This window comes from Flavobacterium sp. (assembly GCF_028712645.1).
Taxonomy (GTDB): Bacteria; Bacteroidota; Bacteroidia; order Flavobacteriales; family Flavobacteriaceae; genus Flavobacterium.
In genome coordinates this window covers 1-13,620 of the sequence record NZ_JAQTPQ010000085.1, presented here as the reverse complement: position 1 = coordinate 13,620, position 13,620 = coordinate 1, and the positions used below count along the sequence as shown (strand labels likewise).

Sequence of the window (13,620 nt, the reverse complement as noted above, 5' to 3'; positions counted from 1 at the left end):
CAACGCTTTTTTTTGAATTTGTCATAAATAAAAAAGTTTATTGAAACGAATTTCAATAAACTTTTGGAAACATCATATTTTATAATGCTTTACAGCATTTTCACCAACTATTTTTGACTATTAAACCTTTGTTAAAAAGCAAATTTTAGCTGAATCCGAGCGATCGGGCATAGTGTCTATCGCTTTAAAACTCTTATCTTAAAAAACCGCTAATTTCCATCATAAGTAATTGTCCAATTCAAACTGTCTAAGTCTTTAATTGTAAAAAGATACTTTTTATTATAAATGTTTTTCTTAAATATCTCTTTCCAACCATACTTATCTACACTATCTTTTTGCACAATGAATAATCTTGCTTTTTTATCTTCTAAACTATTGAAATAATTATCCCAGAATCTAGGTCCATCATGATTTGCAATTATTTGCCCACTTTTAATTTCGGTAAAAACAAAAGGAACATCATAATCTCCTCTCTCACTTTCATCAAAACCATTTTGATATTCATAATAAAATCCTCCATTATTCATATTGTCGTTTTTAGATAAGATGCTAAATATTACCTTATCAGAATTATTTTTAACAAGTAATTCCCGTGGGTCATATTTATCACAAGAATAAAAAATAAATAAAATAAATAGAAAGTTTTTAGATTTTAACATTGTTTTAAAGTTTTCGATGGTGATACAATTTAAGTTTTAAATCCATAGGAATAGAGTTCACATCAATAGGATATTCATCTTTGTGTTTAAGAAAAATAATAGGAAAATGGAAATAATAATAAGACATAGTGTTTGCCCTAATCTCCGTCCAATTACTTGAAGCATTTAATGAATTTGCTGTTGCCATACTAGACCACATTCCATAGCCATACCATTTTAAGGGATCATATTGTGAGTCCAAATAATGTCCATATTCGTGCATTAAAAGTAAACCTCCTTTTCTAGTTAGTCCATAAGTATTATAATTATCATAAAAAGCTTGAGAAGTATGTATTACACCTAAAAACGACCAATTATTACTACCATTTTCTGAATTTATTCTAACTTTTTCTCCAAAAAAATTATATTCTGGGCGATAACCCGATCGCTCGGATATATAAAATAGTTCTTGTGTGGATAGCGCGGATTTGCAATCCGTGCCCACTCCAATAATCCACTAAAACAAATCTAACAAAATTACTTCTAATTCATAATCTAATCCCGCATAATTTCTTGCTGAACTAAAATAATAATCTTCTGGAAGAGTTACAATTTTTTCTTTTACGGGGTTGTTATGGATGTAATTAATCTTTTGTTTAATGAACCAGTTACTTTGAACAATTTCAGCGTGGTAACCTCCTTGCCACACTTTATATTTTTGGTCTTTCTTGAGATGTTCACAAGACTTTTGAAAATAATCCAACATCCATTCTCTTCGACTCTCAGGCTCTTCTTGTATGGTTTTTACAATTTGCTTGGAAGTGAATTTCTTGAAATCACGCAGAATATCCGACAGAATAAAACCATCCGTGCCTTTGCATAATAAATGCAAATGACTAGACATCAAACAATAGGCGTAAATTTCTAAACCTTTCTTTTCTTGGCAATGTTTCAATGCATTGGTAATAACGTATTTTTGGTTCAATCTCGTAAAAACATCTATCCAGCCTACCGTTGTTATGGTTATAAAATAGGCTTCGTCTGTTGTTGTGGCTTTGTATTTTGTTGACATTTTTTTGCTTTAAAGATATAAAAAAAGCTACACCTTTTTACGAATGTAGCTTTTTGGACTTGTATTGCCTGCTCAACTTTGTGGGCACGGAATGCAATTCCGCGCTATCTGCACGAGGATGTTTATTGCATATCCGAGCGATCGGGTTACTTTTCTACTTTATGTTTAGCAATGTTGTATTTTAATTGATAAGAGGTTGGTAATTCAACCTTATCTATCTTGTCAATTAACTTAATAAACTCTTTATAATTACCAAACTCCCACTCTTTATTGGCCGCAAATAAATTTTGATTTACTAACAATTCTTGAGTATATTTTTGACTTCTGTCCAAATTAAATTTTTCTAATTCACTTATTTTATTTTTGTTGTTTGTAAATAATGGCAGAGCCTCATTTTCAAAAAACAAAACAAGATTATTTATAAAAGTTTCTGTAGATACTTGGCTCAATTTCAATTTAGAGTTAAAAAACTGTTTAAGAATCTCATCGTCTATTTCTACTTTAGCACTTTTTTCATCATTCCTGCCTAACCAAATTGTATTTGAATTTTCAAAGCGATTATGTGAAATTATGATTCTCAAATATTTGGAGTTCAATTTTAAATAATCACTCCTTCTTTCAATAATATTTAGGCTATACTCCTTAAAAATTAAACCTAATTTTTCTAATACTATTTTACTAAATTCCATTATTTTTAATAATTAATGAGGAGGCATCCAAGCCCCGTTTCCTTGATTATAATTCCACCCTCTACTTTGCAACAAGTATCTTTCTGCATTTAAAAAACCTCTAGTTGGTATTAAATTACCATTGGGAAGTCTATAAGAATCAAAAATAGGCTTACCTAAATTCATTTCACTTCTTAAAAACCCTGAATTTTGCTTCCAATTAAGCTTTGGAGTACCTTGATCATTCATATTTAGAAATCTATCTCCAGATTTCCAACCTATATCAGTTTCGGCTTCTTGAGATCCAAATTTAAATAAATTTAATCCTCCATTATCAGCCTCTGTATTCCCCATAGCTGTAGGTTCTGCTTGACTTCTAAGAGATTTATCATAATCCGCTTGAGCTTTTGCTATCTCTTTATTAATATTTCCAGCAATAACCGTAGCAGAAGGTTTAGCTTCCGTGCCAAACCAAATACCAGAACCACTTGCTTTAGCTGCTGAAAACCCGGAAACACCACCACCAACTGCACCAAATATGGCAGTCATACCTAAACCTGCATTCCAATCGTTACCTGATATTATATTAGTCATTGCTCCTAAAGTAGTAGAAGTAGCCGCACCAGACAACGCCCCTGGAACAATACCTACTGCTCCTATTGCCGCACTCATATAAGCCCCTGCATAACCTGTAGCAGCACCCATAAGAGCACCCGTGAATCCACCCATGACTATCTGCCCGAAGTTGCCGCCATTGAGAGCCGTTCCTAAGGCTCCTCCTACTAAACCTGCACCCGCACCTGCCCAAAAACCGACGACCAGAGGTGTGGCAGTACCCATTGAGGCCACTATTATTGCGGCAGTGGCGACGGCCGCCACGACCGTAACCACAGTCCTCCAGTTGCTACTCAGCCACTTCCAGAAACTCTCCCCGTTAATGTCGACATACTTCAACGGGTTATTAATACAATACCCATATCTGTTATAGTTTTGCGTATCACTAGGATCCTGCACATAATTATCGGGTTGCAGGAATCGGTGCAATTTAGGATCATACAAACGCCCGTTCATATTGATCAAGCCTACACTTTGCAAATGCTCGTGACCGGTGTAACCTCTATCCAATATAGTAAGACCGTTTAATGTGTTACCAGCTCCATCTTGTACACTTATAATAGCTCCCCAAGCATCAAAAAGGCGTTTTTCTAGAACTGCTCCCGTGGCATCAGTAATAGCTAGAATAGAACCTTGGTAATCACGATGTAAATATAAGTAATTTTGGGTTGTACCATCGCTTTTTAACACGATAGGTGCGGTATAGCCATCGCCACCTATGTAGGTAACAAACTCTACATCTCCTGTCTGGATATTATGCTTAATCTCCATACTGCCATCGGCAGAGTAGTATTTGCGTAAGGGTCTTAGTAGTTTGTTATTGTCTAAACTACCATAAAACATCGTGCTACGACTATTGTTGTCATTATAAGTAAAGCTTATTTTATCTTTTCCTACTTCCTCAATTTGATACGGACTCTTAAAGGCGTTGTAACTTATGTTTTGTGTTGGGTAGTTTTGATAATAAGTAAGCGCTTCGGGAGTTACCGTTATTGATGTGTTTTGATACGCTTTAGCAGTATTGTTGTAATTATAGGTTCCTAAATTATTGTCTGTTATCCTTCCACGGTCATCATAAGCTTGGGTTGTTTGGGATGGTCTGCTAGCAGTAAGTTCGGTTAAAACAAAGACATTGTTTGCAGTGGTATTTACTTTTTCAATTCTAAGAACTAACGTTGTGTATTGTGTTACGGTATGTTCAAATGTATTTGTCCCTGATGTGAGTTCTTTTTTGAAGTAAAGAGTAGAACCTGCTCCTACTTCCTGAATGTATATTTTAAAGGTGTCGGAACCTGCTACTTTATAGGCTGTTAAGTTTATACTGATTTTATCGCCAATTGTCGCTCCAGTTAACAGCGTTTTTTTTAGGGTAGCTCCTGCAAGTACAGCTTGTGTCACGAGTGCTCCACTTGAATAGGATGTAGTTGCTCCTCCTTCGGTTTCATAACCTGTAATATTGTTATCCATAGTAGTTTCGTGGATAAACGCACTTTCTGTAGTAGTGGTAGTCAATCGGTCTTGGGCATCATACCCAAAATTTTCTGTATGATTAAACAAGCTGTTGGTACGATTGCTCAAATTGCCTTTTTGTGGATCAAACGCCGTAGTAAGGGTCATAAAAATTCCTGAAGAAACAACTGTTCTGATGTGATTAGCTTGTGTAATTAAACCATAAGAATCATACAAATTGTTAACGACCATATTTCCATTAGCCATCATTGCTTCCGTTAGTTGCCCTCGGGGATTGACAGTATTGGTTTGCCATAATACTTGAGAATTGGCAGTGTCAATCATTTGCCAAGGTTGTCCATTTTTATAAGTATGTTGCACCGTTTTGGCACTTGATTTTCCGGCTGCACTGGCTATCGAAGTTTCGGTATTTACTCTACCAAAATCATCATAAGTCAATTGTTTGGTAAAGCTAGCATAAGGTGTGGTTTCAACAGAACTCGCCAGTCTTTTATTACTGTCATACGTATAGGCTGTTGTTGTAGTTGCATTATTTTCTAAGACATCAACAAAAGTACTGCTTGTTAGTAGTTTTGTAGTGCTGTCATAAGCATAAGTCGTTGCACTATTGGTATTCGTTCCTACAATTGTTTTATTTGTCAATTTCCCTACAGCGTTTAGCGTGTAGGTTGTAGTGCCATTGGGTGTAGTTTCTGTTAAAGATTCTCCCAAATCATTGTAGGTATAGGTATATTCACCTGCTGATGGGTCAGTCAATTTGGTTTTCCTGCCCCAACCATCTTGCTCCAGAGTCGTGGCAATTCCATCATAATCAGATGATTTAAGATTGCCGTTGGCAAAATAGGCATAAGTAATTGTTCCTCCGGGAGTATCGGTCATGGTAACTATGTTCCCCAGGGAGTTTTTGGTAGAAGTCTTGGTCAACGTACCATCGTTAACCGTTGTCGTTAGGCCTGAATAACTGATGGTGGTTGTTTTACCTGTAAAAGCAATATTTTTAATCGTTCTGCCATACACATCAAATTGGGTTTCGTTCCACTGTGTGGCGCTACTTCCAGAATAAGGTTCGCTTACCTTATAATTTCTATCATAAATATCATAGAGATAGGATACACTTGCAGTATTTCCGTTGAGGTCTTTTACACTGGCGGTTATTTTTCGTCCTACATCATCATAGAGTTCTTCGCTATAACTGCCGTCATCTCCAGTTGCGGTTACTTTTGTTTTTTCAGAAATTCTGGTGTAGGCATAGGTATTGCTTTTTCCTAAATAATCAGTGGTTTTTGTTTTCTTGAACCAAGAATCATACAAATAAGAAGTGGTTAGCCCATACGGGTTGGTCTCCGAATTTAATACCCCATTTGCCGTATTGTAGCTATAAGTTGTAGCTAATCCTTCAACATCAATGCTTTTGGTTAAAAATCGTCCTGAAGAGTCGTATTCATAATTCGTTACTCTATCGGTCAAACCTGTAGCAGAAATAGTTTTTTTGGTAATATTCCCAAAGGTATCATAAATATTATCTTCGGTAATAAAATTGGTATTATGTCCTTTTTTCTTTACTTGGGTCAGTAAACCGCCTGTATCGTATGTGTATTGCTCTTCAGTAGTCATAGTATCTCCTGATGCAGCTACACTTTGGGTTTTGTTTACAGGTCTGCCCACTACATAAGGTGAACTCGTAGGCGTAGCATAAGTCAAATTACTTAGGGTAGTTTGTTGGGTTGTTCCTGCCTCTTTTGCAAGAGTTGTTGATTGCGTAGGATTATTATAAGTATCATACACAACAGTAGTCTCAGTACTGGTATTATCTAAACCATTATACTGTTGTGAAGCGGTAAGTTTAAGATTAAAGACTTTATTGGCTCCTAAAGAACTGCTGTAAGTAGATGTGGTTTTGCTGATAAAATTACTCGGAGCAGCATAATCACTGGCATTGTATTGCCCGAGAACGGTATAACTCTCGATATTCGCTCCACGTAAGTTAGTATCGAATTTAGAAACTGTTGTCATAATAGGATTGTTACTATCAAACCAATTGGTACTGGCAGTAGCTCTAAATCCTAAAAATCCTAATCCTTCCGTATTAGAAATAGCGTCGTAATAAGAATACAATTGCTTTTTGTAATTGGTAGCACTTTGTTTTTCTAACATCGAAACCACTTGCATGCTTGAAGCCGACTGGATATTCGAATTAGGATAAGTATCAGAATAAGAACTATTATAAATATAGGAACCATTAGTATAATCAATATCTGAATTCAACGGTTTATATGTAATTGATTCCGTCACTCCATTAGCAGTGGTAATAGACCTTACCAATTGATCTTGAGTATTATCCTTATTGGAATTAAAATAGAAAATTTTATTATTGCTTAAAAAGGCTATTTCTAGAGTAGGATTATAGGGTTTGTCTTTGGTTGTGATTCCTTTTCCTGTAGGTAAGTATATAGGGAGCGCATTGAGGTAAATATCTGAACTAGTAGGGCTGCTCGCTGTAGTTGAATTAGTACTACTGAAAATTCCATTACTGTTTTTATAGGATGTGATTGTTAAGCTCCCTAAAGTGTTGCCTGAATTTCGGTTACTTTTTGTTAAAATTAAATCCGATTTTCCATCTTTATCATAATCGGATGCGATATAATTATAAGTGTTGTAGGAATCATTTTGCAAAAAAGAAACTCCAGAATAGGTTTGTGTCGTTTTTATAAAACTAGTTCCAGTAGAAGAGTATTTATACCAAGAAGTAGAACCGTATCCACTAGGAATAATAAAATCGGTCTTACCATCTCCATTGTAATCACCCAGCAGAATGGTTTTAGTAGTAGCTACAGAAATATTTGCATCTGAATAATTCCACAACAAAATCAATTGATTGGCATCATTCAGGGTGTAACTGGTTACTTTTCCGTTTTCGAAAACCATAAAATCTGATTTTCCGTCCCCATTCACATCGGCTACATCTACCCTAGAAGTTGTAGTCAGAACAGCTGATAATTCCCCCGAATAGGTTAAAAATTAGCAGTATTGTCTCTTTTTAAATCTACATAATAGACTTTTTTGGAACTACAAGTATTATCAATAGCAATCACATCGGTAAGTCCATCGCCATTAAAATCTCCAGAGATTATAGTTTTGGGTATTATTTTATTAGGGTAACAACTATTTCCAGATGGTTGAGTAGGAAAATTCACAACTCGTTCATATTGATAATAAATAGGAGATACTGTTCCTGCGCTATAAACTGTAAAAGTATAATTGGCATCTGTCTTTTTAGCGACTGTCCATCCCTGTTTGGGCATCAAGTGATTATTCCAACTTAGCCATGTTGTTGGAAAAATAGATTCAAAGGCGCCTACATTATGTTCCCAACCTATGTTTGCGTAATTACCAGAACTAATATTCGAAAACAACCAATACTTTGCTTTACTGCTTGTACCTGTAGTAGGGTAGATTAAAAATTCCATTTTTTCATCCCCATCAAAATCCCCAGAAACAGTCCCAGCATTTAATGACGTAATATTTCCAACAGTTAAGCTTGTCGTAATATTTGCATAAGATATAGATTCGGCTGTATTTCCATAAGTAAAAACAGTGGGGTTATAGCTTTTTAATCCATCTCCTGATTTTTCAGTAATACTAATTAATCGTTGATATCCTAGAGAAGTTATATCATAAACTAACCAATAACTTCTAAAACCAATACTGTTGCCAGTAACAACTATATTGTTTAAAATTTTGTCTTGTAAAATCTTTTGCCCCCCTACATAAAATTCTTCGGGACGGTTGGCTGTATTATAATTAAACTGTATTTTGTTAATAGGAGTTGCTGCGCCAAGAGTGCCATAATTGATTGTAGAGATATTTAATATATTATTGGTATTGTAATAAGTATAACTAATTCTCACTCCCTGTGGGTTTTCCCAATAGGTAATGGCATATTCCATTATATTTCTGGAATCAGTAGAATTACCATAATACCCTTTTGAACCATCAGGATATTCTACTAAAAAATAAGCAGGACCATAAGCTGCTCCACTTGGATGTACTCCATAAGAAGTAATTTTTACATTCGAAAAACCTTCGGTTTCATATACTGCTCCACTTGCTCCATAAGTTCCTGTTTTAACAATTAATCGTTGCCCATCAAAGGCAAAGCGATCTAAATTATCAAAATCTACCCCATCAATCGTTCCATCATGAAATTTTGTTGCCGGAATTCGGGTAATTTTAGAAACTCCTGCTATATTCCATCCATATCCTGCCATTCCGTTTCCTGACTGACTATTGTAAGCCAAACTTATTTGAGGAACAACTCCGTTAATTCCAGGAGGAACCATAATAGGAATAATGTAATTCGCAGCTCCGGAAAGGGAAACTGACAATTGTCCTTCTGTTGTTCCTGCTTCGGTAGAAGTTCCTGTAGGAGTGGTTGTTGCAGCAACAGATTGCATAACTGACATTACATTCAATCCGCTGGTGGTATTTAGTGTTTTTGGGGTTTGACTTGGGCTATCCGTTCTTGTAATTGGAATCAATCCTTTAACTGGTGTGCCTCCCATATCTTGAGCTGCTACAAATGAGCTAAATCCAAAAAATAGTAGTGTATAGTAAAAATTCTTCATATCGTATTATTTTACAATTTTTATTGTTTTTTGATCCCCATCATTATACACCAAAACAACAAGATAGGCTCCTGTAGGATAATTGAGGAATGGAATGTTTAGGGCATTGGTTTTTTCAAGATTATTGTACGTCTTCATAACTTGACCATTCAAAGCATACAAATAGATAGAAGTGACTGTTTTGTCTGCAATGAGTTCCCATTTGAGGTACAATTCTTCTTTTACGGGATTTGGGTAATAGGAAATGACATCTTCGGGCAAGAACTTTTGCAAATCTTCCTTTTGAAGTGCTGCAATTTCTTTTGGGGCTTTGGTTTTATAGCCCGCTTGGATACAACTTAAACACAACTCTCTTTTAATTTGATTACCTGCTGTATCGTAGTCAAAGGTTATTTTATCTGGATTTTGAGCTGCTGCAAATAGCGATAACCCTAAAAATAGAAGTAATAAATAATTTTTCATAATGAAGATTGATTTTAGATGGATTACACAATATTGAAACGGGTAATTTTCTCACAAAAATACCCCCACATTTAATTAAACCTAATTATTCTCGTTAAATTTATGTTAAATTTTTAATGGTATTTAAAGTAAATAACAAAACGATGTAATGGGTACTGTACTAAAAAAGTATATCAAAGGAAGTCAAGAAATGAAAATAAGCACTATGCTAAAAATTATCACATCAATAAACAACTTCGCATCAAAGCCAACGAGGTATTAGTAACATTAAACACAAATTCACAAAACCAAAAAATCTGTGAGAATCTGCGAAATCTGTGACAAAAAAAGAAAACAAAGCAGCACTTCGAGGAATTATACCTAAAGAGATTAAATATAACCATAGCCGAATTATTTTGAAAACTAATTTTTTTATACCACTTTTAAAAAGCAAATTTTAGCTGAACCACAACTGTCTTTTTTTCTTCGGTGTTTAAATTACTCAAGGATATTCCCAATAATCGAACAGAATCTTTCATTCGTTCCTGATACAAAAGTTCTTTTACGGTTTCTAAAATTAATCCTTTATCGAAAATAAAATAGGGTAAAGTTTTGCTGCGGGTTTGTTGAGTAAAATCGCTGTATTTTATTTTTAGCGTCACCGTTTTTCCTGCGATGCGGTGTTTTTTCAATCTTTTTTCTAATGAGTTGGCAATGTTTTCCAACTGTTCCATCATAAAAATTTCGGAAGACAAATTGATGTCAAAAGTATGTTCTGCAGCTACTGATTTTGTGATTCTATCCGATTTTACTTCACTGTTATGAATGCCTCGAACTACATTATAATAGAAATTCCCCGATTTACCAAAGTGTTTTTCTAGGAATTCCAATGATTTACTTTTTAATTCCAAACCCGTGAAAATGCCTAGTTGATACATTTTTTCGGTGGTGACTTTCCCCACTCCATAAAACTTTCTGATGGGCAAAACTTCCAGAAAAGAAATGACTTCATCTGGATTTACCGTTTTTTGACCATTGGGTTTATTGTAATCACTGGCTATTTTTGCCACGAATTTATTAATCGATATTCCAGCTGATGCCGTTAAGCCTACTTCGTTTAGAATACGCAATCTAATTTCTTGTGCTAATAATGTTGCGCTTGGATTTCCTTTTTTGTTTACAGTAACATCAAGATAAGCTTCATCAAGTGAAAGTGGCTCGACCAAATCAGTATAATCATAAAAAATCTTTCTGATTTTACTTGATATTTCTTTGTATCGCTCAAATCGTGGTCGCACAAAAATTAAATCGGGGCAATTTTTTTTTGCCAAAACACCACTTATTGCACTTCGTACTCCAAATTTTCTAGCTTCATAGCTTGCGGCTGCAACAACGCCACGATTTTCAGCACCGCCAACTGCAATAGGTTTTCCGCGCAGATTTGGATTATCCATTTGCTCAACTGAAGCAAAGAAAGCGTCCATATCGATATGGATGATTTTTCTATTTGGATTAATTTCGGACATATTGCAAATTTATGTAAAAACATTTACTCGGAGATAGTCGAAGATTTTTATACATTTGATGAAGGAAATTATGACTAAATGAATAGCTTAAAAAATGGTTTTACCACGAATTGAGTGGGTGTTTTTTTGCCACAGATTACACAGATTTTCACAGATTTTGGAAAGAATATTAAAAAAAAACAGGTGCAATCCGTGGCTTTTTTTATGTTTTTTTACCACTGATTACACGGATTTGTACGAATCCAACTTTTTTAAATAATTAGAAACCCACACAATTCGTGGTAGAACATAAAAAGATTACTTTATATCTCCCAATGAAACAATGATAGAAATAGAAAGAAAATTTCTCACGACCTCAGATGCTTTTAAAAATGAAGCTTTCGCACAAAACCGAATTGCGCAAGGTTATTTGAGTTCCGTTCCGGGTCGAACGGTTAGAGTACGGATAAAAGGAGATAAGGGATTCTTGACCATAAAAGGAGCTTCAAATGAGTCTGGCTTATCACGTTTTGAATGGGAAAAAGAAATTCCAGTTGATGAAGCTCAAAAATTACTATTATTGTGCAAAAAAGGTATTATTGATAAAACCCGATTTGAAGTAAAAGTGGGTTCGCACATTTTTGAAATTGACGAGTTTTATGGAGAAAATGAAGGTTTAATTATGGCAGAGGTAGAACTTGGTTCAGAAACTGAAACTTTTGAAAAACCTTTGTGGTTGGGCAAGGAAGTAACCAATGATAAACGATATTACAATTCCTATTTAAGCAAAAATCCTTTTGCAAAATGGGTTTAATTCTTATTCTATAATTTCGATATTTACCATCATAACTCCAACTCCCTTGTTTTTGGCGATTTCCATAAAAGCACGTTTAGAAAGGTCAATTTCTCGTGACTTTACAAATGGTCCTCGATCAATAACCTCTACGATTACTGACTTTCCATTGGCTAAATTAGTCACTTTCACTTTAGTTCCAAAAGGAAGTTTTTTGTGAGCAGCAGTATATTTATTGTTGTCAAATTTTATTCCACTTGTGGTTTTCTTGCCGTTGAATTTATCTGCATAATAGGAGGCATGGGCCTCTTTTTTATAAGGAACTAATTTTCCTTTTTCAATAGACAAGGTGTCCAAAATGATTTCTTGATTTGTGATAACTGTCTTTTTTGTATTGACTGTATCTTTTATCAAGGAAGGTTTTTCTTGTTTTATGACAAGGGTTTTATTTTTTAGAACTGAGTCTTTTTTAGCTATGGTTTTTTGTTTCTCCTTCGTTATGGATTGACCACTGGCAAAACATACGAATATAATGGAAAGAAAAAAGGTTAAAATATTTTTCATTTATTTCATTTTTGAATTCAATTTGGCAAAAACCATACCTAAGTAAAAAAAAGTCCTAAAAAGGACTTTTCATTATTTTTAAAACCACAAATTCCACGGAATTTTACTCAAAATTAGTAGTAATCCTAATCCATAATAAATAGAGAATGTTTTGAATTTTGATTCGCTTGTTGTTAATTTTTTATGTTTCATCCAACCAATGGTAATCAAAGTAATCCCAATGATATTCATTAATGGATGTTCTAATGATGTTAATCGCAACGCAGTATCTTTCATTTGCCCTAAAGATGAAAAACCCAATGGAGAAACAAAATAAACGATTATACCAATTAATAATTGAGTATGAATTGCTGCTAATCCAAATAGAGAAATTTTCCTGTCTTTTTCTGTAAATTCTTTTTTGGACACTAATCCAATGAGTGAATTGACAACCGCAATTACTAATACTAAAAATGCTAAATAAGCCCAGCCAGAATGAAGTTTTTGAATGATTTCGTACATAAAATATGTTTTTTGTTTTGACAAATATAAATAAAAAAAGCATAAAAAAGGGCATCGCGCTAAAAGCGGATGCCCTTTTTAAAAGTATTAGAATTTATAGTTTAGAAATTGTAACGTAAACTAAAGTTCCAAGTTCTTCCAAAACCAAAGTAAACTTGGTTTGTAACATTAACTCCATTATAATTTGTACTTGTAGGAGTAGTAAAGTTATTAGTTCTTGATTCAGAAATGTAAACTTCATCTAAAAGGTTGTTTACATTAAATCTAAAGTTTACTGAATCACCTTTGTTTTTACCTACAAGCATTTTGTATGAAAAACCAGCATCCATTAATCCATAAGATGGTAATTCTAGAGAACCATCGTTTACTGAATTAGAGAATTTTCCTGGTTCAATTGCTGCATATAATTTGTCCGCAACTCTGTAGTTTGCATCAAGAGTTACTCTAGTAATAACCTCATATGAAGCTCCTAAAGAGGCTGTTATTTGTGCAGCATCCCCAACTTTTACTTTTTCAAGATAAAGAACGCCTGTTCCAATTTGAGTGTTATTTACATCAAATCTATTATAAGTAGCATTTCCATTATATTTCCATTCTCCTATTGAAACCATCGCATCAATATTAAATTTTGGCAATGGTTTTGAGTTCAATTCCAACTCTACACCAGAGTGAGTTTCATTAACTCCATTAGCATCATAATATCCATTTCTGTTGGCAGAGATCGGAAG

At 34.4% G+C, this 13,620-nt stretch carries 11 protein-coding genes and 1 pseudogene; 1 reads left to right on the top strand and 11 read right to left on the bottom strand.

Annotated elements, in window-relative coordinates; all coding sequences use genetic code 11:
- Positions 1-209 precede the first annotated feature (209 nt).
- The 8 genes from PHC28_RS08285 to dinB form a co-directional block, all read right to left on the bottom strand.
- The gene (locus PHC28_RS08285) at positions 210-527 is read right to left on the bottom strand and encodes a hypothetical protein (RefSeq protein WP_300098581.1); all 318 of its coding nucleotides are present in this window, start codon (positions 525-527) and stop codon (positions 210-212) included.
- A 136-nt stretch (positions 528-663) separates the two neighbouring features.
- Positions 664-1,143: a hypothetical protein gene (locus PHC28_RS08280; RefSeq protein WP_300098578.1), complete on the bottom strand. Its 480-nt coding sequence runs from the start codon at positions 1,141-1,143 to the stop codon at positions 664-666.
- A 12-nt stretch (positions 1,144-1,155) separates the two neighbouring features.
- On the bottom strand, positions 1,156-1,710 hold the full coding sequence (locus PHC28_RS08275) for a transposase (protein ID WP_300098575.1): 555 nt from the start codon (positions 1,708-1,710) through the stop codon (positions 1,156-1,158).
- Between the two features lie 146 nt (positions 1,711-1,856).
- A complete protein-coding gene (locus tag PHC28_RS08270) occupies positions 1,857-2,399 on the bottom strand; it encodes a hypothetical protein (RefSeq protein WP_300098572.1) in 543 nt (180 codons plus the stop codon).
- 12 nt (positions 2,400-2,411) lie between these two features.
- On the bottom strand, positions 2,412-7,415 hold the full coding sequence (locus tag PHC28_RS08265; protein ID WP_367278011.1) for an RHS repeat-associated core domain-containing protein: 5,004 nt from the start codon (positions 7,413-7,415) through the stop codon (positions 2,412-2,414).
- Positions 7,416-7,474: 59 nt separating this feature from the next.
- Positions 7,475-9,088, bottom strand: coding sequence for a SpvB/TcaC N-terminal domain-containing protein (locus PHC28_RS08260; RefSeq protein WP_300098566.1), 1,614 nt, complete (start codon positions 9,086-9,088; stop codon positions 7,475-7,477).
- Between the two features lie 6 nt (positions 9,089-9,094).
- Complete coding sequence (locus PHC28_RS08255; RefSeq protein WP_300098563.1) at positions 9,095-9,550, bottom strand: T9SS type A sorting domain-containing protein; 456 nt, start codon at positions 9,548-9,550, stop codon at positions 9,095-9,097.
- Between the two features lie 422 nt (positions 9,551-9,972).
- Positions 9,973-11,055, bottom strand: coding sequence for a DNA polymerase IV (gene dinB / locus PHC28_RS08250; protein ID WP_300098560.1), 1,083 nt, complete (start codon positions 11,053-11,055; stop codon positions 9,973-9,975).
- A gap of 322 nt (positions 11,056-11,377) precedes the next feature.
- On the opposite strand from dinB, the gene PHC28_RS08245 reads away from it, so the two are divergent.
- Positions 11,378-11,848, top strand: a complete 471-nt coding sequence (locus PHC28_RS08245; RefSeq protein ID WP_300098557.1) for a CYTH domain-containing protein — start codon at positions 11,378-11,380, stop codon at positions 11,846-11,848.
- A 3-nt stretch (positions 11,849-11,851) separates the two neighbouring features.
- Here PHC28_RS08245 and PHC28_RS08240 read toward each other — a convergent pair whose 3' ends face one another.
- The 3 genes and pseudogenes from PHC28_RS08240 to PHC28_RS08230 form a co-directional block, all read right to left on the bottom strand.
- A complete protein-coding gene (locus tag PHC28_RS08240) occupies positions 11,852-12,391 on the bottom strand; it encodes a septal ring lytic transglycosylase RlpA family protein (protein ID WP_367278010.1) in 540 nt (179 codons plus the stop codon).
- A gap of 78 nt (positions 12,392-12,469) precedes the next feature.
- A complete protein-coding gene (locus tag PHC28_RS08235; RefSeq protein WP_300098554.1) occupies positions 12,470-12,892 on the bottom strand; it encodes a hypothetical protein in 423 nt (140 codons plus the stop codon).
- A 101-nt stretch (positions 12,893-12,993) separates the two neighbouring features.
- Positions 12,994-13,620: pseudogene (locus PHC28_RS08230) on the bottom strand (TonB-dependent receptor); the annotation flags it as partial.